The 23,998-nt window shown below is 59.8% G+C and carries 20 protein-coding genes; 8 read left to right on the top strand and 12 right to left on the bottom strand.

What is annotated here, in order from left to right; translation table 11 throughout:
* Positions 1-20: 20 nt before the first annotated feature.
* Together AB1Z25_RS23150 and AB1Z25_RS23145 are read right to left on the bottom strand one after the other, a co-directional pair.
* Positions 21-1,085 (bottom strand): HNH endonuclease, encoded by a 1,065-nt coding sequence (locus AB1Z25_RS23150; RefSeq protein ID WP_486636261.1) that lies wholly within the window; start codon positions 1,083-1,085, stop codon positions 21-23.
* Positions 1,082-1,489: an HIT family protein gene (locus tag AB1Z25_RS23145; protein WP_486636260.1), complete on the bottom strand. Its 408-nt coding sequence runs from the start codon at positions 1,487-1,489 to the stop codon at positions 1,082-1,084. Before AB1Z25_RS23145 ends, AB1Z25_RS23150 begins: the two co-directional genes overlap by 4 nt.
* An 827-nt stretch (positions 1,490-2,316) precedes the next feature.
* Between AB1Z25_RS23145 and AB1Z25_RS23140 the strand changes: the two genes are divergently transcribed.
* The 3 genes from AB1Z25_RS23140 to AB1Z25_RS23130 are packed head-to-tail and all read left to right on the top strand — an operon-like array spanning position 2,317 to position 6,069.
* Positions 2,317-4,353: a hypothetical protein gene (locus AB1Z25_RS23140; RefSeq protein WP_486636259.1), complete on the top strand. Its 2,037-nt coding sequence runs from the start codon at positions 2,317-2,319 to the stop codon at positions 4,351-4,353.
* Entirely contained in the window at positions 4,350-5,006 is a 657-nt protein-coding gene (locus AB1Z25_RS23135) for a hypothetical protein (RefSeq protein ID WP_486636258.1), read from the top strand. Before AB1Z25_RS23140 ends, AB1Z25_RS23135 begins: the two co-directional genes overlap by 4 nt.
* Positions 4,999-6,069 carry a hypothetical protein gene (locus AB1Z25_RS23130; RefSeq protein WP_486636257.1) on the top strand — a complete coding sequence of 357 codons (1,071 nt, stop codon included), beginning with the start codon at positions 4,999-5,001 and terminating at the stop codon, positions 6,067-6,069. Before AB1Z25_RS23135 ends, AB1Z25_RS23130 begins: the two co-directional genes overlap by 8 nt.
* Positions 6,070-6,089: 20 nt before the next feature.
* On the opposite strand, the gene AB1Z25_RS23125 is transcribed toward AB1Z25_RS23130, so the two are convergent.
* The 4 genes from AB1Z25_RS23125 to dnaA form a co-directional block, all read right to left on the bottom strand.
* Entirely contained in the window at positions 6,090-7,397 is a 1,308-nt protein-coding gene (locus AB1Z25_RS23125) for a hypothetical protein (RefSeq protein ID WP_486636256.1), read from the bottom strand.
* A 337-nt stretch (positions 7,398-7,734) separates the two neighbouring features.
* Positions 7,735-10,125: a DNA topoisomerase (ATP-hydrolyzing) subunit B gene (gene gyrB / locus AB1Z25_RS23120; protein WP_486636255.1), complete on the bottom strand. Its 2,391-nt coding sequence runs from the start codon at positions 10,123-10,125 to the stop codon at positions 7,735-7,737.
* Positions 10,126-10,274: 149 nt separating this feature from the next.
* Positions 10,275-11,384 carry a DNA polymerase III subunit beta gene (gene dnaN / locus AB1Z25_RS23115; protein ID WP_048408090.1) on the bottom strand — a complete coding sequence of 370 codons (1,110 nt, stop codon included), beginning with the start codon at positions 11,382-11,384 and terminating at the stop codon, positions 10,275-10,277.
* Positions 11,385-11,438: 54 nt separating this feature from the next.
* A complete protein-coding gene (gene dnaA / locus AB1Z25_RS23110; RefSeq protein ID WP_486636254.1) occupies positions 11,439-12,833 on the bottom strand; it encodes a chromosomal replication initiator protein DnaA in 1,395 nt (464 codons plus the stop codon).
* A 457-nt stretch (positions 12,834-13,290) separates the two neighbouring features.
* On the opposite strand from dnaA, the gene rpmH reads away from it, so the two are divergent.
* From rpmH to mnmE, 5 genes are all read left to right on the top strand, one after another.
* Positions 13,291-13,425: a 50S ribosomal protein L34 gene (rpmH, locus tag AB1Z25_RS23105; protein ID WP_048408088.1), complete on the top strand. Its 135-nt coding sequence runs from the start codon at positions 13,291-13,293 to the stop codon at positions 13,423-13,425.
* Between the two features lie 4 nt (positions 13,426-13,429).
* Positions 13,430-13,795: a ribonuclease P protein component gene (rnpA, locus tag AB1Z25_RS23100; RefSeq protein ID WP_039753648.1), complete on the top strand. Its 366-nt coding sequence runs from the start codon at positions 13,430-13,432 to the stop codon at positions 13,793-13,795.
* On the top strand, positions 13,771-13,980 hold the full coding sequence (gene yidD / locus AB1Z25_RS23095) for a membrane protein insertion efficiency factor YidD (RefSeq protein WP_107801093.1): 210 nt from the start codon (positions 13,771-13,773) through the stop codon (positions 13,978-13,980). Before rnpA ends, yidD begins: the two co-directional genes overlap by 25 nt.
* A 21-nt stretch (positions 13,981-14,001) precedes the next feature.
* A complete protein-coding gene (gene yidC, locus AB1Z25_RS23090; protein ID WP_227106074.1) occupies positions 14,002-15,654 on the top strand; it encodes a membrane protein insertase YidC in 1,653 nt (550 codons plus the stop codon).
* A gap of 124 nt (positions 15,655-15,778) precedes the next feature.
* A complete protein-coding gene (gene mnmE, locus AB1Z25_RS23085; protein ID WP_019102217.1) occupies positions 15,779-17,131 on the top strand; it encodes a tRNA uridine-5-carboxymethylaminomethyl(34) synthesis GTPase MnmE in 1,353 nt (450 codons plus the stop codon).
* Between the two features lie 22 nt (positions 17,132-17,153).
* Here the strand turns inward: mnmE and AB1Z25_RS23080 are convergent, their stop codons facing one another.
* The 6 genes from AB1Z25_RS23080 to AB1Z25_RS23055 all read right to left on the bottom strand — a co-directional run bounded on the left by AB1Z25_RS23080 (position 17,154) and on the right by AB1Z25_RS23055 (position 23,998).
* Positions 17,154-18,077 carry a LysR family transcriptional regulator gene (locus AB1Z25_RS23080; RefSeq protein ID WP_486636253.1) on the bottom strand — a complete coding sequence of 308 codons (924 nt, stop codon included), beginning with the start codon at positions 18,075-18,077 and terminating at the stop codon, positions 17,154-17,156.
* A gap of 240 nt (positions 18,078-18,317) precedes the next feature.
* On the bottom strand, positions 18,318-18,698 hold the full coding sequence (locus AB1Z25_RS23075) for a hypothetical protein (RefSeq protein WP_486636252.1): 381 nt from the start codon (positions 18,696-18,698) through the stop codon (positions 18,318-18,320).
* Between the two features lie 18 nt (positions 18,699-18,716).
* Positions 18,717-19,097: a hypothetical protein gene (locus AB1Z25_RS23070; RefSeq protein WP_486636251.1), complete on the bottom strand. Its 381-nt coding sequence runs from the start codon at positions 19,095-19,097 to the stop codon at positions 18,717-18,719.
* 298 nt (positions 19,098-19,395) lie between these two features.
* The gene (locus tag AB1Z25_RS23065; RefSeq protein WP_486636250.1) at positions 19,396-20,307 is read right to left on the bottom strand and encodes a GNAT family N-acetyltransferase; all 912 of its coding nucleotides are present in this window, start codon (positions 20,305-20,307) and stop codon (positions 19,396-19,398) included.
* Positions 20,304-21,578: a phenylacetate--CoA ligase family protein gene (locus AB1Z25_RS23060; RefSeq protein WP_486636249.1), complete on the bottom strand. Its 1,275-nt coding sequence runs from the start codon at positions 21,576-21,578 to the stop codon at positions 20,304-20,306. Before AB1Z25_RS23060 ends, AB1Z25_RS23065 begins: the two co-directional genes overlap by 4 nt.
* Complete coding sequence (locus tag AB1Z25_RS23055) at positions 21,575-23,998, bottom strand: acyl-CoA reductase (RefSeq protein WP_486636248.1); 2,424 nt, start codon at positions 23,996-23,998, stop codon at positions 21,575-21,577. The genes AB1Z25_RS23060 and AB1Z25_RS23055 overlap by 4 nt, the downstream gene beginning before the upstream one ends.

Genomic DNA, 23,998 nt, shown 5'->3' with positions numbered 1-23,998 from the left:
ACCCCTCCTTTGAAATCACATCAAGAAGTAACGGCAAATAACCCAACAAAACTGGAATCAATACGTTCTAAGCTTGTACCCTCACACCAAGAGACGGCACTAATATCATCACCATTCTGATACGCCCACTCCGCCACACTAAGCGAACACCTCTGGTCTGAGACAAAGCCCAACTGTGCTAATAGCACACCTTGCTCATCGCCATGCCTAGAAAGATGTGCCAGCCAGCGTTCCAAATGTGGCTTGGCCGCCAACATGTCTCGCTTGCTACGGTTGCAGGCAGCATGCGCTAACACAAAGTTATGCGCGGTGTCCCGCGGGTAGCGAGACCAGGGAATGAAGTGATCCACCTGCGCCTTGCCCTTGATGGGCTGCTGGCAATAGAAACAGCGCTGTTGCTGCAAAGGGCCCAGCACCTTGGCCACCTCGCTCAAATCAGCGCGGGCAGAGCCGAACATGAAGGTTTCCAGATCATCCCGCATCCCCAGAATCACCCGGTTCAGCTTATTACTACGCACATGCTCCAACCAACCGGCCTTAGCCAGTTGCTGCACCAGCTCTTGATAACGACGCAGATTGAATGCCACTCCGGCATTCAACACCACCCGGTCAGGTGGGCATGGATAGGTATAAAGGAAAGGATCCAACTGGCCCCCCAGCATCTGCAAATGCTTCAAGGGCATATCTCGTACCGTTTGGCAGATAGCCCTTAGGCAAGCCGGCCAAACCGACAAAGCCCGCACTTGTGACCACTGGCCATGGCTCAAGGCATGCAGTTGCCGCAAAGGCCGCATGATCGCCACCACCGAGCCCTTATTCTGATGCAGCGTCTCACCCACCGTGTCCACCAAGCCAGAGGAATACGGCGGCACTTGCCGCCAATACAGCTCGGCAAACTTCTCCCCCACCTTGGCCATTGGCAAACTCAAGGCCACACCACTGTCGTCCCCGTACTCCACCGCCAGCTCGGCCAGGGTCAACAGCAAGGCAAACTTGTACGTGGCGCTAAACTCGCCCTCACTAAACAAGCGCTGAAGCTTCAGGATGAAAGCAATTTGCTCCTGCGCGGAAGGCGCCCCCATCATCGCGGCGACCAGTAGTCGGCCTTTTCAGGAATAATCCAACGCACCCCGCCACGCGGGTCCTCCCGGTCCCCAGCAAAACGTGGGATCAGGTGGATGTGCAAATGCGGTACCGTCTGCCCCGCTGCCGCGCCATCGTTGATACCAATATTGAAACCATCCAGCTTAAGTTCCCCCTGCAACTGCAGGCGAGTCTGATCCAGCAACACCATCAGCCCTTCCCGCTCTGCAGGCTCCAGCTCAAAGAATGAGGCAATGTGCCGGCGCGGGATGATCAGTGTGTGGCCAGGGGAAACGGGAAAGCCGTCTAGGATCACCACACCATAGTGATTTGCGAGCAGGTGGCGGTCCGGAGACAGCATGCAGAAGGGGCAAGTGGACATGACAGTGCGATTAGGCTGAATCATTCAGCTGGATTGTGAAGTTGTTGCGATTATATGTCACTTGCCTATAAAACAGATGGCACAGATCAAGGCATTGGACATGGTTTGCCTGATTAAGAACCGGGTAAGCAAGAACTCCATCACCGTAGATTTCACAGTCCATAGGTACCAATCTGCAACAAACACAGTTCGGCCAAATCCGGTGGCGTGGCCGACCAGATCACCACGCCCCACCACCACGACAGTCACCGGCTGGACCAGCTGATTGACGACATCATCCAAGTCCAGGGGGCCATCCCGGCCCAAGCCGGTGCCTTAAATGGAGCGTGTCCAGATCTTGGTGTAAATAGACCATTACGCATTGATTTGCTGACTGTCGCCTTAACCGAAAACCAGTCACTACCGACTACCTTGACCTCGATGACTGCTTTTCGGCCGGAGCAAACATTCGCCACTTCAATAACGGATGACTGCTTTCGGATACATAAGGCTGGATTGTCTACAGGGGTCGGGACAGTTCACTACCCTCGCCACCTATGGCCCCTCAGGGCCAAGGTTGATATAGATACAAATTTTGTTAGTTTCCACATTGAAAAAGTTGCAAAAACAGAAAAAATAGTCCAATCTAACCAAAAATCATGATGGCATATCATATTTACCTTATACAGCTAAACCCTGAAGTTCAAGCTAAGTAACACAACGTCAGTTCTGCAGACATCTCTTGAAAATAATTATGGATAGAAAAAGCAAACGAACCGATACGAATCAACAAGTGTATTTTGTTGTCTCAGTTCGGAAGACGCTACTTTTTTGATCTTGATTCCGAATAAGGAAGGAATAATCGGTTAACCATGAATGGATCCAGCACACAGAGCGAATCGCTCCAGACTCCTATTCGTTTTCCGATCTTCAATAAACTTGATGTAATAAATTACGGTCTATATCCGGGCACTCCGGATGTACCTGGCTTACATCTAGAATTTAAAAATGGGCTCACTTTAATTGTTGGAACAAATGGCATTGGGAAAACTACTTTAGTAACCCTTCTCTATCGCATGCTATCTGGGGGATACGAACTTTCTCGTAGCACATTAGATGCAAATGAACTTGGCGGAGCATCTCTTGAATCATCTAAGATGAGCGCAAAACAAAAGAGTTTATTTGCAAATAGAGTTAATGATCGTGCAAAAAATGCCAAGGCCGTGTTAGAGGTTTTTCTTGGCAAAACAAAATTAAGCATTACACGACGTTTAAATAATTTAGATTTAGAGTCACTTCTTGTTGATGGGCACCCGGCACTTCAAAATAATGAAGATGGTTTTCAGAAAGAAATTCTACGTCATAGTGGACTATCAACTTTTGGTGACTGGCTATTATTCCTTCGTCAAATGGTTTTTTACTTTGAAGATCGTCGCTCACTGGTTTGGGATCCATCAGCCCAGCGCCACGCATTTCGTATGTTGTTCCTCACCCCCGAACAGTCTCAATTTTTATATGTGCTTGAACGTAAGGTTCTACAACTTGATAGCGAAGTGCGCAACCTGAATTCATCACTATTTCGTCTGCAACAACGAGTGTCTCAAGATGAGGTCAAACAAGATGGTGCTGAAGATATTAGAGCTCATATCCGGTCGCTGACTCCATTGCTTGAGGGCGATTTGAATACCAAAACTGACCTTCTAGAACAGCTAGACTCACTTGACGAACAGAGACGCTCTCTTAGACGGGATCTATTGACATCGGAAGATCATGCAAGTCGTTTGGAGGAAGAGCTTGAAGATAGCAGGCTTCGTATCGTATATAGCCAATTTCCAGATAAAGCTGAAACTACTAAATACCTTTTATCATTACTAATGGCAGATGGCAGATGTGCTGTATGCTCCTCTGAAAATGATGAGTTTGCTAAACTTATTCATCAGCGCTCAGAAGAATTAAATTGCGTCCTATGTGGTGCTACAACGCAAACTACCAAATCGGAAAATATAGTCTTTGCAGACAAAATCAGAATCCATACTCTCCGAGACAAGCTTGGTACCCATAAAGTAAGAATTGAAGCATTACAGTCAGATCTGCGAATTTCATCCGCAAAACATAAGCAAGTAAATCTTCGCCTAATTACACTGACAGATGAAATCGAGGACCGGCAACGAACGTTAAATAGCCTTATTGCCTCACTGCCCACAGAGGAAGAAAAGCAGGCCCAAGCAAAAGAAGAACTCTCCGTAATTAAAGAGCAAATTGCTGATGATCGCAGAAGATTAGAGCACGAAGCGAATGAATTAAACAAAGCAACTGCACAGTTAAATCTCTTGGTACAAGAAAAAGCAGAAGCGATCAAGGAAGCGTTCGAAAAATATGCCGAAGGATTTTTATTTGAGAAGGTTAGCCTAAAGTGGTCTCCGCGAGCGCGAAGCATTGGACAGCTTCAAAAAATAGAAACTGCCTCATTTGATCTCGACATGTCCGGAACCGACTTTCAGCAAGCTCAGCGCCGAGATGGCCCTGGAGCCGTTTCCGAAAGCCAGCGAGAGTTCATTGACTTAGCATTTCGAATGGCATTAATTGAAGTTGCCGGAGAAAATTCAGGTGGATCACTGATCATAGATGCACCTGAATCATCTCTTGATGCTGTATTTGTCGAGCGAGCGGCAGACATATTATCCCGGTTCGGAGCCCCTCTTTCCCCTAACCGCATGGTGATTGCCTCAAATCTTGTTGATGGACGTCTCTTGCCACGTTTGATCAAGCTGGGAGTGCCATTTCATGATCGCGAGAAAAGGCTACTCAATCTTATGGACGTTGCTGTACCAACAGCAGCAGCAAAAGCTGAGGCCAGTAAGTATCGACAGGAGTGGCTCAACATCATTGATCAGGCGGAACAGGCATGAGTGCGCCACTCACTCACGCTAGCTTCGTAGATGCAAGACGTCGACAAATAATAGTCGTAGGCATCTTCGATGCCTTAGATCGCACAGGCATTCGTCCGGTTGCCGCTAACCTACTTCATACAATCTGGTACCTTGCAAACGTTTTGGCGCCTGCATGGCGAGTCAAACCGTTTGATACAGCACTCCTCAAAACAGAACGCCAACCATATTTCCCAACTCTACAACTCGATCTAGAGCGTCTTGTTGGCATGGGAATGCTTGTAGTTACGAAGTTGACTCCTCGCGTTGACCAAGGACAGCTACAAGCCCAATTTGAACTTAATCGCATATTTGCCGATCGCGTTCTCTCTGCCATGAGCATGATTGAAGAAGAAGCTGACATACTGTTATTTCTGGATGAAGTTGTTCAAGCTTCAAGTCGTCTTAGTGAGTCAGTGCAAGACATTGCTCTTACTAAAGATGCGACATACAGCGATCCGAATATAGATTCTGGAAACGTGATTGACCTCGGGGAATGGTTAAAACTGGATCAACTGACACCAACTGCGGATGTGCTTCGGAGGATCACACATATTTCAGGTAGAGAAATGAAACCGGCTGAGCTAATGGAAATCTATGTTGATCATCTTGCCCGGAGGTTGAGCCATGTCTAAAGCAATTCCTGGCTGGGCTGACTCGGACCTTATCGCGACAACAAGTGCTTATGTCGGCTCAGGCTACAACCAAGATGCCCCTCTGTTTTCCCAATTTTGTCATGCAGCTGCCAAAATTATCCAGAAACGTCGTAAACTAAGTGTGACTATACAGCATACAGAACCAGCTATTTTTGTACTGGATAAAGTTCCAAATATCACAGATATAGCCTTGAACAATCAACCTATGTTTGATCGAGGACAGGCGGCTCTGGAGGGGTATATCTGGTTCGGAGCTGCGCGGTTAGCTAGGGGAGTCGGTATCAAATTGCCAGAAGGAACGGACCAACAACGATTCACATACATTACTGATTATCTGAAAGTTGGCACTGCCCCTGCAATCTACTATGATGCCGCTTACGATGATAGCATTATGCGGGTGTACCCCTTCGGATTAAGCGATCCGGATAAATGCCAAGACCTATCACTCGATTCTACAAAGCTGACATTAGTGTATCTGAAAGAGTTAATGGACGTTCTCCACAAACAACTCCTAAAAACACCAACAGCATCTGAGTCGGCTCGTGACCTCTGGCAAAATCAAGCTAAATCTATCCCCGTTGGCGAAGCAGAAAAAAGCATACAGAAAATTTTGTATAATGCCTTGACTGGCCAACTCGCATTTGGGCCAGTTTATGTCCGGCAAGAGGGTACTTCTGTGATGGGCCGATATGACTTTCGACTTGATGAACAAGATCCACTTGATAGTTCAAAGTGGACTCATCATGCCATACTCGAACTAAAAGTCGTAAAGAGTTTTACTCATACAGGAAGTAAAGTACCGGAGGCTACAAATCGTACCGCAATCACCGACGGTATAGACCAAGCCAATGAATATAGGAAGGATCACTCATGCCGTATGGCCGCGTTGTGTTGCTATGACATGAGAAAACATCCCGATATCATTGAGGCAGTGGCCCACGAAGTAGATCGAGCCAAAAAATTGGAGGTTGCTCTTTGGGCATGGCCGGTGCACTCAACCGCAAAAAAAGCCAGAATCGAAAATGCTGAAAGCCTTCGATAGTTGGAGAATATAGTTTCTAGCTAAGAAATTTTCTGAAGAACAAGCAGCGTTTCATCAAGCTCGCGCCGACCACCTTGCTGAGCAGACACACGCATTGAACGGAACGGCTCTAGCTTTAAAACACGATATCCAAGAGAGGGGGCCAAATCTGCCAAGATGGACGCAACAGGAATTCTAATATCAGAATAACGGCTATCGCCAACTACAGACCATACCTCACCACGGTCATTAAGCCTTTCATGTAACTTATTGAGCACACTGTGCATATCATGAAAGTATCCTCCGATCATATCCGGAATCCATGGAGACCAAAGGTCTGATCTAACATTTCGTAACTTTTTTAGAGCCAAGTCCAATTTATTTGAACCCTCCGGTGGTGCAGCAAAGTCACGTTTTATTTGAACATGGGAACAAAGGGTCGCAGTGCGTAGCGCTCGATTACTTTCCGAGCTATGCAAATATCCAAGCATCCACAGCTCAACATTATATACATCGGTATAGTCGAAGGAATTTGGGTATGGCGGTGAAAAAATCGCCAGATCAGCAAATGCTGCATGTGGAATTTGCGCAAGACAATCCCCACGAAGAAGTGTATATCCACTATGACGCCGAAACCGGTACTGATGGACTTCAGCAATGGCCCCTTGCGCCCGACTTTGGAAAAGTTGATCCACTCTGAGAGGGGAAACCTCACGCACTTTCCAGCTTCCTCTATAACGGCGTCCCTTTCCGTTAACCAGAACGTTACTGACTTCAATCAGCATACCGCCGAGTATGGTTCGGAAAAAACGCTGGTGATGTGGTCGCACCAGAGCCTCTATCGCATCAAGATAACAGGAGAGGCGCTCTGCGATGACAGCATTAAACACCCATCGCTCAAGTCCTTCAGCTTCGATGAAAGAGAGTGGGCAACCGGAAAACCTCGAGAGCGAACCAGAACACCTAGACGTTGCCTTAACAATGCGACTGAGATCTAATGCTAAGTCATCCGCATCGTAAGAATGCAGTTTCGCTTCAATCAAGTCTGCAAGATAAGGGTTCACCTCAATAGTAGTCGGGGCGACGCCTAAAAACTGACAAGCCAATGCCGTCGTCCCAGAACCACCAAACGGATCGATACAGGCATGAACAGGGCGCCCGCATTCGTTGACAGCCCTAGCGACGACCTCGGGAGCAAAGGCCTCCTTAAAATGATGCCATCCTTGGAAGGGTAGCTTTTCTGCGCCGGCATTTGTGCCGATCGAGACAATCTTTCGTTTACGAGTCCACGATTCGAACGACACGTAATGATCGATGTCCTCCGCATCAATCTGTGGTGCGAAATCCATTTTTACTCCAAGGGAAGGAAGGGCTTCTTGACGACGGTAGTCCATGTATGCGAAGAGGCAGCATAACCAGTTAGTATGCCGCGCCTGCGCCATTAGGTAAACAGGAACCTAACGCCTTCTCTTCAACATGAACCCCCTGATTTCCTAGATAGCTTATTGGTAGCTTTCAATCCAGAAGCTACCATTTGGCACTTTTCGTAAGACCGTCCACTTCGGAAAAGTAGCAGTTTGATCCATCGTGAAAAAACCCACCGTCTCCGGTGGGTTTTTCATTATCTGTATCAGCACTTTTTCACTAACCTGACACAAATTTCACTTTGAGTGTCACCCTACATCCTTACACATCAATATTCCGCGCAATCAAGGCATTACCCTCGATGAAGTTCCGGCGCGGTTCCACTTCGTCGCCCATCAGGGTGGTGAACACGTCGTCCGCGCTCATCACGTCTTCAATGCGCACCTTCAGCAGGCGGCGCACGGTGGGGTCCATCGTGGTTTCCCACAGCTGTTCCGGGTTCATCTCGCCCAGGCCTTTATAGCGCTGGATGTTCATGCCCTTCTTCACTTCCGCCAGCAGCCAGTCCAGCGCTTCGCCAAACTCCGCCACCGGTTTCACGGTTTCGCCGCGTTTGACGTGGGCGCCTTCGCGCAGCAGGCCGCTGAGCATGTCGCCGGTTTTCTTCATTTCCGCGTAGTCGCCGGATTCCAGGAAGTCCTGGTCCATCACCGTCACCATCACGTTGCCGTGCAGTTTGCGGATGATCTTGATCAGGTGGCCGTCGTTCTTTTCATCGCGCAGCAGTTCCAGTTCAATGGCTTCCACCGGCAGCAGCGCGCTCAGTTTGGCCAGCGCGGCGTCCGCTTCTTGCTGGCTGCTGAGGGACAGCGAGCCGGTCTTGAGCATGGCTTCCAGCACCAGCGGATCGATTACGCGGCTTTCGCGTTCAATCACGGAGCGGGTCAGCAGGAACTGGCGGGCAATCTCGCCCAGTGTGTCGCCGGACAGCGCGGCGGCGCCTTCCGCCGGGATCAGTTCGGCCTTTTCCAGCGCCAGTTGCAGCAGGAACTGGTTGAGCTCGGAGTCGTCCTTGAGGTAGCGCTCTTGCTTGCCCACTTTGGCCTTGTACAGCGGCGGTTGGGCGATGTAGATGTGGCCGCGCTCCACCAGTTCGCTCATTTGGCGGTAGAAGAAGGTGAGCAGCAGGGTGCGGATGTGGGCGCCGTCCACGTCGGCATCGGTCATGATGATGATGCGGTGGTAGCGCAGCTTGTCCGGGTTGTACTCGTCCTTGCCAATGCCGCAGCCCATGGCGGTGATCAGGGTGGCCACTTCCTGGCTTTGCAGCATTTTGTCGAAGCGGGCGCGTTCCACGTTCAGGATCTTGCCCTTCAGCGGCAGGATGGCCTGGAATTTGCGGTCGCGGCCTTGTTTGGCGGAGCCGCCGGCGGAGTCACCCTCCACCAGGTACAGTTCGCACTGGGTGGGGTCTTTTTCCTGGCAGTCCGCCAGTTTGCCGGGCAGGCCCAGGCCGTCCATGATGCCTTTGCGGCGGGTGATTTCGCGGGCCTTGCGCGCGGCTTCGCGGGCGCGGGCGGCTTCCACGATCTTGCCGCAGATGATCTTGGCGTCGTTGGGGTGTTCCAGCAGATAGGTTTTCAGCGCTTCGCTGATCACTTCATTGACCACCGGGCCAATTTCGCTGGAGACCAGTTTGTCCTTGGTCTGGCTGGAGAACTTGGGGTCCGGCAGTTTGACGGACAGCACGCAGGTCAGGCCTTCGCGCATGTCGTCGCCGGTGGTGTCCACCTTGGCCTTTTTGGCCACTTCGCTCTCTTCAATGTACTGGTTCAGCGTGCGGGTCATCACCTGACGCAGCGCGGTCATATGGGTGCCGCCGTCGCGCTGGGGGATGTTGTTGGTGAAGCACTGGACGCTTTCCTGGTAGGAGTCGTTCCACTGCATCGCCACTTCCACGGTCATGCCGTCTTTTTCGCCCAGGCCGTAAAACACCTTGGGGTGCAGCACGTTCTTGTTGCGGTTCATGTATTCCACGAAGCCCGCCACGCCGCCGGAGAAGGCGAAGCTTTCTTCCTTGCCGCTGCGCTTGTCTATCAGGTTGATGCCCACGCCCTGGTTCAGGAAGGACAGTTCGCGGATGCGCTTGGCCAGGATGTCGAAGTGGAACTCCACCAGGCCAAAGGTTTCTTCGCTGGCGCGGAAGGTCACTTCCGTGCCGCGGTGATTGGTGTGGCCGGTCACGGTGAGCGGGGCCACGGCGTCGCCGCGGCGGAATTCCATTTCATGGACTTTACCGTCGCGCCAGATTTTCAGACGCAGCCAGTCGGACAGCGCGTTCACAACGGAGACGCCCACGCCGTGCAGGCCGCCGGAGATCTTGTAGCTGTTGCTGTCGAATTTGCCGCCGGCGTGCAGGATGGTCATGATCACTTCCGCCGCCGATCGCCCTTCTTCCGGGTGGATGTCGGTGGGGATGCCCCGGCCGTTGTCTTCCACGGTGATGGAGTTGTCGGGGTTGATGATGACCTTGATGGTGTCGGCATGGCCGGCCAGCGCTTCGTCAATGGCGTTGTCCAGCACTTCAAACACCATGTGGTGCAAGCCGGTGCCGTCCGAGGTGTCGCCAATATACATGCCGGGGCGTTTGCGTACCGCATCCAATCCTTTGAGGACTTTGATGCTATCCGCGCCGTATTCCTGTTCGCTCATCTGCTGCTTTCTGTATGGAGAGGGGCCGGGCGGGCCGGGAGTGACTCCTGGCGCCGCGCGGCCGGCCTCTGCCGGTCAATCTGAAAATCCGTTTGCCGGGGCGGGGGCGGGGCCTCCGCCGCCGGCGGGCTGCCGGGTGGCGGCCGACGTCAAATCCGCATGGGCATGACGATGTATTTGAAGTTGCTGACGTCCGGTATGGTCACCAGGGTGCTGCGGTTGGAATCGCCAAAGGCCAGTTGCAGGGTGTCCGCCGGCAGGTTGGTCAGCACGTCCATCAGGTAGTTGATGTTGAAGCCGATTTCCAGCTCGCCGCCCTGGTAGGCGATTTCCAGTTCTTCTTCCGCTTCTTCCTGCTCGCTATTGGTGCAGAGAATGGACATGGAGCCGGGCTTGAGCACCAGGCGCACGCCGCGGAATTTCTCGTTGGCCAGAATGGCGGCGCGCTGCAAGGCGTGCAGGAATTCCAGACGTTCAATCAAGAAGATCTTGTCGTTGTCCAGCGGGATGACGCGGTTGTAGTCCGGGAACTTGCCGTCCACCACTTTGCTGATGATGACGGTGGAGCCGAAGCTGAAGCGCACCTGGTTGGCCAGCACTTCGATATTGATCGGGTCGTCGATGTCCTGCAGCAGCTTGTACAGTTCGATGATGGTCTTGCGCGGCAGGATCACTTCGGACTTGGGCAGGTTGGCTTCCACGTCCGCGCTGGCAAAGGCCAGGCGGTGGCCGTCGGTGGCCACCAGGCGCACCTGGTTGCCGTCGGTCTGCATCAGCAGGCCGTTCAGGTAGTAGCGGATGTCCTGCACCGCCATCGCGTATTGCACCTGGGAGATCAGGCGCTTGAGTTCGCGCTGGCTCAGGCTGAAGCTGGAGTCGCTGGCGCTGCCCACGGACAACAGCGGGAAGTCGTCTGCCGGCAGGGTTTGCAGGTTGAAGCGGCTCTTGCCGGCTTTCAGGGTCAGGCGGCCGCCGTCCAGTTGTTCCAGGGTCACGGTTGCGTTGCCCGGGATGGCGCGCAGGATGTCCTGCAGCTTCTTGGCGGAGGTGGTCAGGCGGAAGTCTTCGCCCGGCAATTCGTCGCTGCTGGCGGTGGTGATCTGGATTTCCAGGTCCGTGGCCAGGAAGCCCACTTGTCCGCCCTTTTTCTCTATCAGCACATTGGACAGGATGGGCAGGGTGTGACGACGCTCGACAATGCCGGTGACTGCCAGCAGTGGCTTGAGCAGGGCATCGCGTTCGGCTTGCAGGATCAGCATGGGGCGGGCTCCCGTTGGGTGTTTGTGAGTCGGTTCAAGTTAGGCTTCATGGTCTTAGTTACGCAGCATGGCCAGCAGCGTGTCGTAATCGTGGGCGATATCGGCGTCGTTGCCGCGCATTTCGGCAATGGTCTTGCACGCGTGCAGCACGGTGGTGTGGTCGCGGCCGCCAAAGGCGTCGCCGATATTGGGCAGGGACAGCTGGGTCAGTTCCTTGGCCAGCGCCATCGCCACCTGGCGCGGCCGGGCGATGTCGCGGCTGCGCTTTTTGCTGTGCATGTCGGACAGCTTGATCTTGTAGTACTCGGCCACGGTTTTCTGGATGGCGTCCACGGTCACCTGGCGGTTGCCGGCGGCCAGGATGTCCTTGAGCGCTTCCTTGACCAGTTCCAGCGAGATGTTCTGATTGGTGAAGCGGGCGTAAGCCACCACGCGTTTGAGCGCGCCTTCCAGTTCGCGCACGTTGGAGCGCACGTTCTGGGCAATGAAGAAGGCCACGTTGTGGTCCAGCTTGATGCTGTCCGCCTCGGCCTTTTTCATCAGAATGGCCACGCGCATTTCCAGCTCCGGCGGCTGGATTTCCACGGTCAGGCCCCAGGAGAAACGGGAGATCAGCCGCTCTTCCATGCCTTCTATCTGCTTGGGGTAGCTGTCGCAGGTCATGATGACCTGCTTGCCGCCCTCGATCAGCGCGTTGAAGGCGTAGAAGAATTCCTCCTGGGTGCGGTTCTTGCCGGCGAAGAACTGAATATCGTCGATCAGCAGCAGGTCCAGCGAGTGGTAGTAGCGCTTGAATTCGTCAAAGGCCTTGTGCTGGTAGGCGCGCATGATGTCGGCCACATAGCGTTCGGCGTGGATGTAGCGGATCTTGGCTTGCGGGTTCTTTTGGAACACGTGGTTGCCGATGGCCTGGATCAAGTGGGTCTTACCCAGGCCCACGCCGCCGTAAACAAATAGCGGGTTGTAGGCTTGGTCACCCGGGTTTTCCGCAATCTGCATGGCCGCGGCGCGCGCCAGCTGGTTGCCCTTACCGGTCACCAGGGTGTCGAAGGTGAACGAGGGGTTGAGCCGGGTGCTTTCGTGGCTGCCGCCAATGGCTTTGACCGCGGCCTGCTTGGCCTGGGACGGCGCGCTGGGCGTCGGCACGCTGGGCGCGGGCTTGGCTTTGGCCGGCATCACCGCGGGCGTGGCGGCCGGACGGCCGGCGGGCGCGCCCAGGCGCAGTTCCACCAGGCACTCGCCCACCAGCTCCACCGCCAGTTCTTCAATACGCGCCAGGAAGCGGTCCTTGATGAACTGCATGATGAATCGGTTGGGCGCAAACAGCGCGATGCCCTCTTCCGTGGTTTCGGCCGATAGCGGCTTGATCCAGGTATTGAACTGTTGCGAAGACAGTTCGGCCTCCAGGCGGGCCAGGCAGCCAGGCCAAAATTGATCCAGTTCGGTCATTACATATACGCAAGTAAAAGCGAAAAACCCGCTGTCGGCTTTAAGGCCAAGCGGCGGGAGAAGCCGCCGCGCCCCGCGCTTGGGGCGGACGACGTGTGTTCGGCATGATTCAAGGGCCGCGTTCCGCGCATCGCCGGGCCGCAAGGCGGGCCAGACATGGACGGGGCGGCCCCCGAGAACCGCTGGCAAAATTCCTGGATCCGGCACGCGCCGCGCTTGCGCGGGCGCGCGTTGCTCCAGTGGGTGGGGCTGAATTTTGGCAGTGCTTCTCTGGGTTGGCGTTCCGCCCCGGCGCGCGTTCAATAATTGCGCAGCGGACTCGGAACGGTAAGCCTTGGCATTCTAACGGTTTTTCTCAAAGTTATCCACAGGTGCTTAGAAAATTCCTCATTGACAAACCGGCGTTTATCCTGTCAAATCACGCGTTTATTTCCGTTTCGAAACAGGAATTCCAATCATGAAGCGTACTTACCAGCCCTCCAATACCCGTCGTAAACGCACCCACGGCTTTCTGGTCCGCATGAAGACCCGCGGCGGCCGCGCAGTGATCGCAGCCCGTCGTTCCAAAGGCCGCAAGCGTCTGGCCGTATAAGCCTTTGTCGGCTTACCGCTTTCGCCGTGCGCACCGGCTATTAAAAACGGATGAGTTCTCATCCGTTTTTAGTTTGCGGATGTCGCGCAGCAACGCCACGTTCCAGGTATCGGCCCGGCCCAATGAATTGGGGCACGCGCGGCTGGGCCTGGTGGTGGGCCGCAAGGTCCACAAGCGGGCCGTGCGCCGCAATTACATCAAGCGCACGGTGCGCGAGTGGTTCCGCCTGAACCGGCAAACGCTGCCGGACATGGACTTCGTGGTCCGCGCCAAGGTGCCTTTTACGCGCGCCGAGCGAACTGAAGTGATCACGGCTTTGTCTTCTCTGTTTGCTAAACTGGCACGATGTCGCGCCTCTTCATCCTCCTGATCCGTTTTTACCAGCTGGCTATCAGCCCGTGGCTGGCACCGCGTTGCCGCTTCCAGCCCACCTGTTCCAGCTACGCGATCGAGGCCATGAAAAAGCACGGCGCACTCAAGGGCGGCTGGCTGGCCGCCAGACGCATCGGACGTTGCCACCCCTGGGGCGGCAGCGGCTACGACCCAGTTCCCTGAACTTAAATCCGGTATCGAGAGATGGATTCCAAGCGCCTCATAATCTTCATCATGCTGTCCCTGGGCATCCTGCTAGGTTGGCAGGAGTTTTTCGCGCCCAAGCCGACGCCGCAGCAGGTGGCCGCGCAAAAACAGGCCGCCACGCAGCAGCAGGCCGCCAACAGCGCGTCCCACAACGCCCAGCCGGTGGATTCCAACAAGCTGACTTCCGGCCAGCGCATCACGGTGAACACCGATGTGCTGAAAGCGGAAATCGACACCGTGGGCGGCGATCTGCGCCAGCTGACGCTGTTGAAGCACGATTCCGCCGTGGACAGCAAAAAGCCGCTTGATCTGCTGACGGACCGGAACGGCCGCGTCTATGTGGCGCAAACCGGCCTGGTGGCCGCCAGCAACCCGGCGCTGCCCACCCACAAAACCGTGTTCACCGCGGAAAAAACCAGCTACGAGCTCTCCGGCGACAAGCTGGAAGTGAAGCTGACCGCGCCGGAAGCCAACGGCGTGAAGGTAAGCAAGATCTACACCTTCACCAAGGGCAGCTACAAGATCGGCGTGCGTTACGACATCGCCAACGGCGGCGCCGCCCCGCTGGCCGCCACCGCTTACTACCGCCTGCTGCGCGACAGCCAAACGCCGGAAGGCGAAGGCCGCCTGGCCCACACCTTCACCGGCCCGGCGGTGTACACCTCGGAAAACAAATTCCAGAAGGTGAGCTTCGACGATCTGGCCAAGGGCAAGGGCGATTACGCCAAGACCGGCAGCGACGGCTGGGTGGCGATGATCCAGCACTACTTCATGTCCGCGTGGATCCTGAAGCCGCTGGACGGCGCCAGCGTGTGCAAGGACGACAAGTCCTGCCGCTTTGAGCTGAAGCAGAGCAACGGCCTGAACTCCGCCGCCGCGCTGGTGGATTACGCCACCATCGCCCCGGGCCAGAGCCTGAGCGTGTCCGTGCCGCTGTTCGCCGGTCCGGAAGAGTACGATGTGATCAGCAAGCTGGCGGACGGCATGGAATACGCCAAGGACTTCGGCATCTTCCACATCTTCGCCTCCCCGCTGTTCTGGCTGCTGACCAAGCTGCACCTGCTGGTGCAGAACTGGGGCTGGGCCATTGTGCTGCTGACCCTGACCGTCAAGGCCATCTTCTACCCGCTGACCGCCGCGTCCTACCGCTCCATGGCCAAGATGAAGGCGCTGGCGCCGCGTCTTGAGCGCATGAAGGAGCAGTACGGCGACGACCGCATGAAGTTCCAGCAAGCGGTGATGGAGATGTACAAGTCCGAGAAGGTGAATCCGCTGGGCGGCTGCCTGCCCATGCTGATCCAGATCCCGGTGTTCATCGGCCTGTACTGGGCGCTGCTGGCTTCGGTTGAGCTGCGTCAGGCGCCGTGGATCCTGTGGTACACCGACTTGGCCCGCCCGGACCCGTTCTATGTGCTGCCGGTGATCATGGCGGCCACCATGTTCCTGCAGACCTTCCTGAACCCGCCGCCGGCGGACCCGATGCAGGCCAAGATGATGAAGATCATGCCGGTGGCCTTCTCGGTGATGTTCTTCTTCTTCCCGTCCGGCCTGGTGCTGTACTACGTGGTCAACAACATCTTGTCGATGGCCCAGCAGTGGCAGATCAACAAGAGCATAGAGAAGAAAAGCAAGGCCGCGCTGCAATCCTGATTGCCCCGCGCGCTCTGAACCCCAAACCCGGCCGCATGGCCGGGTTTTTTGCTGGATAATTGAAGCGTACTCGCCACGACGCCCCGCCGCGCGGGGGCCGCGGCCCAGATTCCAAGGAATGCCCATGAGCCTTAGCTACACCCCCGCCACCATCTGCGCCATCGCCACCGCACCCGGCCGCGGCGGCGTCGGCGTGATCCGCGTGTCCGGCAAGGATTTGCTGCCCTTCGCCGCCGCCGTCAGCGGCGGCAAAACGCCCAAGCCGCGCTATGCGCTGTACACCGATTTCGTCGACGCCCACGGCCAGCCGCTGGACAACGGCCTGCTGCTCTACTTCCCCGGCCCCAACAGCTTCACCGGCGAGGACGTGATCGAGCTGCAAGGCCACGGCGGGCCGGTGGTGCTGAAAATGCTGCTGGCGCGCTGCGTGGAGCTGGGCGCGCGGCTGGCGGAGCCGGGCGAATTCACCAAGCGCGCCTTCCTCAACGACAAGCTGGACCTGGCCCAGGCGGAAAGCGTGGCGGACTTGATCGACGCCAGCAGCGAAACCGCGGCCAAGAGCGCGCTCAAATCGCTGAAGGGCGCCTTCTCCAAGGAAATCCACGTGCTGGTGGACGAGCTGATCACCCTGCGCATGCTGGTGGAGGCGACGCTGGACTTCCCGGAGGAGGAGATCGACTTCCTCAAACAGGCGGACGCGCTGGGCAAGCTTGAACGGCTGCGCGGCCGGCTGGTGCAGGTGCAGGCCACCGCCAAGCAAGGCGCCATCCTGCGCGAGGGCATGCACGTGGTGCTGGTGGGCCAGCCCAATGTCGGCAAATCCAGCCTGATGAACGCGCTGGCCGGCGACGACATCGCCATCGTGACGGACATCGCCGGCACCACCCGCGACACCGTGCGCGAGGAGATCGTCATCGACGGCGTGCCGGTGCACATCATCGACACCGCCGGCCTGCGCGACACCGACGACGTGGTGGAGAAGATAGGCATAGAACGCACCTGGCAGGCGGTGGAGCGCGCGGACCTGGCCCTGGTGCTGGCGGACAGCCGCGACGGCCTCACCGGCGAGGTGCAGGCCATCCTGCAACGGCTGCCGGCGGCGCTGCCGCGCGTGCACGTGTTCAACAAGGTGGACCTGTCCGGCGAAGCGCCGGGCCTGGCCGATGAAGACGGCCACCCGCTGGTGCGCCTGTCCGCGCGCACCCACGCCGGTGTGGAGCTGCTCAAGGCCAAGCTGCTGGAGATGATAGGTTACAGCGGCGGCGGCGAAGGCGTGTTCCTGGCGCGCCAGCGCCACCTGGACGCCATCCGCCGCGCCGCCGAACACCTGGAACTGGCCCACGCGGATTGGGAACAAGTGGAAATCTTCGCCGAGGAATTGCGCATGGCGCAGAACGCGCTGTCCGAGATCACCGGCGAATTCAGCGCCGACGATCTGCTGGGGGTGATTTTCAGCCGCTTCTGCATCGGCAAGTAAGCCCTCCCCTCCCGCGCCGCCGCTAGGCCGCCAGCGTCACCCCGGAGTGGAAGGCTATCGTCGGCAACACCTCGTCCAGCACCTGCAAAAAGGTGAAGGCGGCCGGCGACAGCGGCACGCCGCGCCGGGTGAACACGTGGACGTCCCGCTGTAGCTCGGCCGACTCAAACAAGCGGTAGGGCAGATCCCGCGCCGACGGATGGGAGGCCGCCAGCGCGGACAACACGCAAGCGCCCACCCCGGCTCGGATCAGGCAGAACTGCATGTCCAGATTGGTGACGGTGATCTTGCTGGCCACCTGCTGCCAGAGCTCGGGATGGCTGCGCTCCAGCGCGGACATGATGCTGGTGTCGCTTTCGTCCTGCAGCAAGGGCCATTGCCGCAGGGATTGGCAGTTGAGCGGCCCCGCCGGCGGCTCGAAGCCCGGCGGAAACATCAGACCCAGCCGGGCGGACAGCAGCTGGCGCTTGTCAATCTTGTCTCCGGCCGCGCCCACATAGGAGCCGATGCCGATGTCCACCTCGCCCGATTCGATGCGGCGCACCACGCCGCCGCTGGTGTCGTCCAGCAGACGCACATGGATGCACGGGTAATCTCTTCTCAGCCGTTTGAGCACCTCCGGCAGCACGCTGGACGCAAAAGCCATGCCGCTGGCCACGTAGACGCTGCCGCTGCTGCCGGCGGATTTTTCGCGCAGATCCGACAGCAGCAGTTCAAAGTCGTTCAGCAGCCGGCGGGCCACCGGCAGGAAGGCGTTGCCCTGCGTGGTGAGCGCCACTTTGCGGGTGGTGCGCTCAAACAGCGTCAGCCCGATCTCCTGCTCCAGCTCGCGTATGGTCTTGGTCAGCGTGGATTGCGTCAGAAACAGCTGGCGGGCCGCGGCGGTGAAGCTTTCGGCTTCGGCAACGGCCGAAAAGGCGCGCAGGTGGCGAAGGGAGATATTCATGACGAAGTGGAATTGATTGGCTTTATTAATTCATTTTACACCAATAACTTTCAACGCTTGCGCGTTTGAAGTTCACGCCCTTCATCATGGAACGGCCATCCCGGCTTTGCCGATAAAACTCAAGCGCAAGCCGCTGACGCCGGGTTTTGGCCGCCATCGAATCCCCCAGATCGTCACCCACCGCAGGCCTCAGAACCTGTTCAAAGTCCGCTGCGCTTCAGCGGGATGGTTGAACCGCTTTTAAGGCCCCGCCGTTTGGACCACGTCAGGGCCCGGTATCGGCGCGCCCACCAGCGCCAGGCGGGCGGTAGTTACGTTGCGGAAGCCCGCCAAGAGATAACATCGCTGCGCGCAGAGATCGCGGCTGCTCCATTTCCCGGACGCCCACATCGCCAATAAGGCGGCGCGGGCCGGCTCGTGCTTGCCCTGCCATCGGCTCCAATAATAAAAATCCGCCAGCGCCCGCTTGATCTGCCGCTGAACGGCCGCGGTGTTGTCCGGATGGAGCGGGTTGGTGTCCTTCAGCGCAATCACTCCCAGGCGCATCTCGTAATCGACAATTAAACGCGCCGCGCCTTTGAGCGCCTCATTGTGTTGGATCAGCAGCTTCATCATGGCCATGCCCTCCCTATCCAAGCGTCACAGCACGCCGTTGACGTGCTCCAGACCGCGTTGCAAACGCTGCTGTATCGGCTCCAGCAAGGCCAGCGCCTCCTCGCTGCTGAATAGCAAGGGCTCGTCGCGGCGTTCCAGCAAGGTCAGCAGCGCCAACAGCCCGGTGTGGGCGGCGCGCATATCCATCACCCCGCTCAACAGGGCGGAGTCCAGCTCGATATAGCAATCGTTCAGTTGGCGGCCCAGATCGCCCAGCAGCAGCACATTGCCGACGGCGGCGGGCAAGCGCTGAGCGCAGGAACGCAGTTGCTCCATCACCGGCGCGGCGGCGGGCTCGGGGCGTTCTCCTGCGCCATGGGGACAGGCGGGAGGGGGCATTGCGGGGGGAAAGGTGGAAAAGGTCATCACGGTCTCCATGTCAGCTTTGGAAACCCGCCCAGGCGAGGCTGGGACAGGCACATGACAAGGTGGCAAGACCGGCTTACTAGACCAACGACCGGCAGTCCAGAGGACTCCCTGCCACGGCCCGTCCCGAATGGGTACGGCGTGGCAGCAGACGCAGCAGTGCCAAAGGCGGACACGACTTGTCTGCGGTCTAGTAATTTATAGGCTTGCCAGCCCGACGCGGCGTGATTGAGCGCAGCGCGGGACCAAGCCTAAACAGGCTGGCAGAGGCCGTCAAGGCGCAGGGGAGACACGGGCCTCAGGCGGCAACCGCCGCCGCCACCTGCCGGCTCAACTGATGCAGACGATTGGCCAAGGGGCAGCTCAGCGCCAGTTCCTGCCGGCCGTGTCCGCGCAGCAGCAACGCCTGCCAGCTGCCGTCCGGGCCGGGCACCAGGCCGCCGCAGACGAAGCCGGCCTGTTGCAAGGCGTCCGCCGCGCGCGGGGCGTCCGGCCCCAACGCCAGCCTGACGTAGACCAGCCGCCCGGCCGGCAGCGCCGCCACTTCCCGCAGCCGGCCGCCGCTGACGTCCTCCAGCCCCACTTCCAGCCGCCGGCCGTGGCTGGCGATGCTGAGTCCGCCGGCCGGCCCCTGCGCCGGCGGCGGCGCGCTGCCGAAGGCGCGGGTCAGCGGCGTCAGCCATTCCCGCCACGCCGCCGGCCAGTTCAGCGCCGGGATCGGCCGGCTTTGCAGCGGCAGGCAGCCCAGCACGATGCTTTCCGGCTGCGGCTGGCCAAACGGCGAGGCCACGTAGTCCAGCAGCAGGCCGGTGGTGTGGAAGCCCAGGGTCTTGGCCAGGCGCTGGCTCTGGCCGTGGGACGACACTTGCTTGATGGTGAGCATGCTCAGGCCCAGGGCGACGCCTTGGGCGCGCAGATGGCGGCCCAGCGCGGTGGCCAGGCCCTGGCCGCGGGCGTCCGGATGCACCACGTTGAGCGCCAGCTCGGCGCTGCCCGGACAATGCGGGTCGCGCCACAGCGCGGCGTGGCCCAGCACCCGGCCGCCGCTCACGGCGACGGCGGAATGCCAGCGACCGGCGGCGTTGTGGCGGCGGATCATAGACGGCAGATACACGTCGGGATAGACGTAGTGTTCGCCGTAGATGGCGCGGAACAAGGCGCTGACGCCGGCGGCGTCGTCCGCCTGGAAATCGCGGATGGCGATGCTCATGCCGCCACCTCGTCGTAAGCGCGCTGGTCCACCACGCGCATCAGCTTGCCGGAACGCGGATGGGTGAGCATGGCCTCCGGCGCGCAATAAGCGACGTCCAGCCGCAGCAGGCCCTGGCGGCAGAGTTCGGCCAGGGCCGGTTGCGCGGCCAGCAGCCGTTCGCGCAGCGGCTCCGCCGCCGGGGCCGGCGCGTATTCGCTGGCCACCCGCAGGCTGAGGGTGTCGACGCCGTCGCGGCGGCCCACCAGCAGCTGCCAGGCCAGCACGCCGTCCTGCCCCCGCAGCAGCGGGTCCAGTTCGTCCGGGAACAAGGACAGCGTGCAGACGCGCACGCGGTGGCCGCGGCTGGCGCGCCCTTGCAGCGCGAACTTGCGTTCCGGCCGCCCGGCCGGCTCGCGCCAGCAGGCCAGATCGCCGGTGGGATAGCGGATCACCGGCATCAGCCGCCGTTGCAGATTGCTGACCACCAGCAGGCCCTTGCGGTCCGGCTCCGTGATCGGCAGGCCGCTGGCCTCGTCGATGATTTCGACGATGGTGTCGGCGTCGAACACGCGGTGTTCGCCCTGGGCGCAATCCGGCCCGGCGGCGCCGATCAGGCCGGCGTCCACGCTGGCGCAGCCGATGGAGCCGATGCGGGCATTGGGAAACATCCGGCCCAGCAGGGCCAGTTGCTCGGCGAACAGGCTTTCGCCGCCGTAAAGCAGGCAGCGCACGCCGGGCAGCGCGCGGCCTGCCTGTTGCAGCCAGCTGGCGAAGCGCACCAGTTGCACCGGCACGCCGGCCAGCACATTGATGTCCAGCGTGTCGATGGCGTCGGCCAGCACCGCGTCCTCGACATTGCAGGTGAAGGGAAACTCCACCACCGGCGCCGGCGAGTGCGACAGCGCGCCATGGATGAACAGCAGGCTGGTGTAGAGATCGCCGGCGAAGAACAGGTTGGCGACGCGGTCGCCGGGCAGCAGTTGCCGGCCCAGGCCCTGGCCGAAGGCGCGCACGAAGGCCTGCCATTCGTCCCGGCGGAACACCGACAATTTGCCCTCGCTGGTGGAGCCGCCGGTCTTGAACACATGGCCGTCCGCCAGCGGGCCGCTCAGCACCGGCCAGTTTTCCAGCGGCTGGCATTGGCGCCAGTAGTCCGCCGGCTCGATCAGCGGCAGATCGCTCAGCGTCCAGTCCTCTGGCAGTTCGCGGTACAGCGCGCTGAAAAACGGCGAGTGAGCGCGGGCGTGTTCCACCAGCCGGCGCAGCCCGGCCTCCGTGGCGGCCTTCATCGCGCCGGCTCCGTGTTGCGGCGCAGGTCAAACACCAGCGGGGTCTTGCCGCTTTGCGGATGGCGCTGGAACTGGCCGGCCGGGGTGGCGATGACGTCCAGTTGCAGCAGGCCGCCGCTGACCACCTCGTTCAGCATCGGGTGTTGCAGCAGGCGGGCGCGCACCTGCGCGGCGTCGCCGTCGGCCAGCACCCGGATGCGGTCGCCGCCGCTGGCGGCGTGGTCCACCAGCCATTGCAAAGCCAGGCCCAGCGGCGCGGACAGCGCTTCCGGGTTGACGAAGATGGTGCCGGCGCGCAGCAGCGCGCCGTGGCGGCCGGTGAGCTGGAAGCGCGGCGCCGGCAGGCCGCAGCCGCAGCGGCCGGGCAGCCAGCGGCCCAGATCGCCCAGGTCGTAGCGCCGCACGCTTTGGCCTTCTCGCGCCAGCGAGGTGAAGGCCAGGCGGCCGACGGCGCCGGGCGCGGCCGGGCGGTCGCTGTCCTGCTCCAGGATTTCCAGCCACTGGATATCGGCCAACAGATGGAACTCGCCGTCGCGGCCGTGGCCGCAGGCGTGGCCCAGCGGGCCGGCGTCCACCGATCCGTACATCGCGGAGCGGATCAGCTCCACGCCGAAGCCGGCCAGGAACTGGCGCTGGCCGTCGCTGATGTGTTCGCCGCCGCAGAACAGCTTGCGCACGCCGCCGTAGGCGCGCAGCGCGGTTTCCTCGCATTCGAACAGGCGCTGCAAGGTGCCCGGCATCCCCACCAGGGTGTTGACGCCTTGGGACACGATGAAGTGGGCGATCTGGCTGAAGTCGTCGTCCACCGGGCCGCCCATCGGGTATTGCGGCACGCCCAGCTTGTCCAGGATGGTGAAGAAGCTGAGCATGCCGCCGTAGAGGTTGCCGCCGTAGAGCAGATTCATCACCCGGTCATGCGCCGGGTCCAGGCCGGCGGCGAGCAGGCCGTCCGCCGCCGCCTGCATCTGGCGGTGGTAGTCGCGGTAGCTGAAGCCGGCCAGTTTGGGTTCGCCGCTGCTGCCGCCGCTGCGGAAGAACAGCTGGGCGGCCGGCCCCATCTCGGCTTGCTGGAAGGCCGTTTTGTCCATCACCGGCAGCGCGTCCAGACCGGCCGGCGGCGGCGGCAAGGCGTCCAGCGTCGCATGGCCGGGCAGTTGGCCGTCGCGCAGGCTGACCGACACCCGCCGCGTCAGCCGGCTCAGCGCGTAAACGCCGTCGTGCGGCTCGCCGGCGTAGCCGTCGTGCATCGCTCCCGCCGGGCACAGCCGGCCGACGCCGGCGTCCAGCAGCAGGCGGCTGAGCGCCGGCAGCTGTTCCGGCGCGGCGATCAGGCCGCAGCTTTGCAAATGGGTGCGCCAGGGCAGCAGCAGTTCCACCAGCCGCGCGCGCGGCGCCGGCCGCAGTTGCAGGGTGCGGAACAGCGGCGAGGCCGCCAGTTCCTGGCGCTGCGCCCAGGCCACGCGCCAGCCCTCGCCCTGCTCCACCGCGCCGGCCACGCCGGCGAAAGACTGGTCCAGCCGCAACATGGCCAGCTGGCTGGAGATTTCCGCGGCTTCCTGCACGTCCGGCTGCAAGGCCGGCCAGGCCGGCGCGCGCCGCGCCAGCGCGGCGGCCATGGCCTGGGCCGCGCCGCGCAAGACGGCTTCGTCCGCGCTGTCCACCAGCAGGCATTGCGGGCTGGAGCAGGCTTGCTGGTCGAAACGGCAGATGTCGTCGGCCAGCGCGTCGTAATCGGCCTCCGTCGCCGCGGCCGGGTCCAGGTAGGCGAAGCTGATGCGGTGGCCCCAGGGTATCCAGCGGCAGCCGGCCGGCACTTGGCGGCGGATCGCTTCCAGCGCGGCGTCGCCGCCCCAGGCGGACACGGCGTCGGCGCGGGCCAGCAGGCCGGCCAGTTGGTCGGTGGCCAGCGGCAGCACCGCCACGTGGGCGGCCAGATCGCCGGCGGCGTCGTGGCTCAGAAAATCGGCCAGCAGCCGCGCGCTGCGGCCTTGGTCGCTGCCGCTGGGGCGCAGCCAGTTGACGTTGCCGGCCAGCAGGCTTTCCAGTACCGCCATGAAGGGCAGCAGCGGCGCGTTGGCCGGGGTGATGTGGGCCACCAGGCCCAGCGGCCGCCAGCTTTCGAAGCGCGGCTGACGGTAGTCGAAGCGGCGCAGCGAGAAGGCCTGTTCGCCCAGCTCGCGGCGCACCTTGGCTTCCAGCACCTCGCGCCGGCAAAAGCCTTGCAGCGCGTCGACGGCGGCGGCATCCAGGCCCAGGGCCTCCGCCCGTGCCGGCAGCGCGGCGGCGAAGCGCTCGGCGCAATCCAGCACCGCGTCCAAGGCCGGCGGCCGGGCCAGCGCGGCCGGCAGGCCGGCTTGCAATTGCGCCAGCGCGGCGGCGGCGTCCGCGGCGGCGTTCAGTGTTCCGTTCAATAGATACAT

The sequence above is a fragment of the Chromobacterium sp. HL1 genome, assembly GCF_057418835.1.
This window is presented reverse-complemented; position numbering and strand designations above follow the sequence as displayed.

What these genes read in the sequence shown, in the direction of transcription:
- AB1Z25_RS23065 (WP_486636250.1), bottom strand. Translation starts at nt 20,307, where the DNA reads ATGAGCATCGCCATCCGCGATTTCCAGGCGGACGACGCCGCCGGCGTC.
- gyrB (WP_486636255.1), bottom strand. Translation starts at nt 10,125, where the DNA reads ATGAGCGAACAGGAATACGGCGCGGATAGCATCAAAGTCCTCAAAGGA.
- mnmE (WP_019102217.1), top strand. Translation starts at nt 15,779, where the DNA reads ATGAGCCTTAGCTACACCCCCGCCACCATCTGCGCCATCGCCACCGCA.
- AB1Z25_RS23080 (WP_486636253.1), bottom strand. Translation starts at nt 18,077, where the DNA reads ATGAATATCTCCCTTCGCCACCTGCGCGCCTTTTCGGCCGTTGCCGAA.
- AB1Z25_RS23070 (WP_486636251.1), bottom strand. Translation starts at nt 19,097, where the DNA reads ATGACCTTTTCCACCTTTCCCCCCGCAATGCCCCCTCCCGCCTGTCCC.
- AB1Z25_RS23060 (WP_486636249.1), bottom strand. Translation starts at nt 21,578, where the DNA reads ATGAAGGCCGCCACGGAGGCCGGGCTGCGCCGGCTGGTGGAACACGCC.
- AB1Z25_RS23055 (WP_486636248.1), bottom strand. Translation starts at nt 23,998, where the DNA reads ATGTATCTATTGAACGGAACACTGAACGCCGCCGCGGACGCCGCCGCC.
- dnaN (WP_048408090.1), bottom strand. Translation starts at nt 11,384, where the DNA reads ATGCTGATCCTGCAAGCCGAACGCGATGCCCTGCTCAAGCCACTGCTG.
- AB1Z25_RS23075 (WP_486636252.1), bottom strand. Translation starts at nt 18,698, where the DNA reads ATGGCCATGATGAAGCTGCTGATCCAACACAATGAGGCGCTCAAAGGC.
- AB1Z25_RS23130 (WP_486636257.1), top strand. Translation starts at nt 4,999, where the DNA reads ATGTCTAAAGCAATTCCTGGCTGGGCTGACTCGGACCTTATCGCGACA.
- yidC (WP_227106074.1), top strand. Translation starts at nt 14,002, where the DNA reads ATGGATTCCAAGCGCCTCATAATCTTCATCATGCTGTCCCTGGGCATC.
- dnaA (WP_486636254.1), bottom strand. Translation starts at nt 12,833, where the DNA reads ATGACCGAACTGGATCAATTTTGGCCTGGCTGCCTGGCCCGCCTGGAG.
- rpmH (WP_048408088.1), top strand. Translation starts at nt 13,291, where the DNA reads ATGAAGCGTACTTACCAGCCCTCCAATACCCGTCGTAAACGCACCCAC.
- AB1Z25_RS23135 (WP_486636258.1), top strand. Translation starts at nt 4,350, where the DNA reads ATGAGTGCGCCACTCACTCACGCTAGCTTCGTAGATGCAAGACGTCGA.
- AB1Z25_RS23140 (WP_486636259.1), top strand. Translation starts at nt 2,317, where the DNA reads ATGAATGGATCCAGCACACAGAGCGAATCGCTCCAGACTCCTATTCGT.
- AB1Z25_RS23150 (WP_486636261.1), bottom strand. Translation starts at nt 1,085, where the DNA reads ATGATGGGGGCGCCTTCCGCGCAGGAGCAAATTGCTTTCATCCTGAAG.
- AB1Z25_RS23145 (WP_486636260.1), bottom strand. Translation starts at nt 1,489, where the DNA reads ATGATTCAGCCTAATCGCACTGTCATGTCCACTTGCCCCTTCTGCATG.
- AB1Z25_RS23125 (WP_486636256.1), bottom strand. Translation starts at nt 7,397, where the DNA reads ATGGATTTCGCACCACAGATTGATGCGGAGGACATCGATCATTACGTG.
- yidD (WP_107801093.1), top strand. Translation starts at nt 13,771, where the DNA reads ATGTCGCGCCTCTTCATCCTCCTGATCCGTTTTTACCAGCTGGCTATC.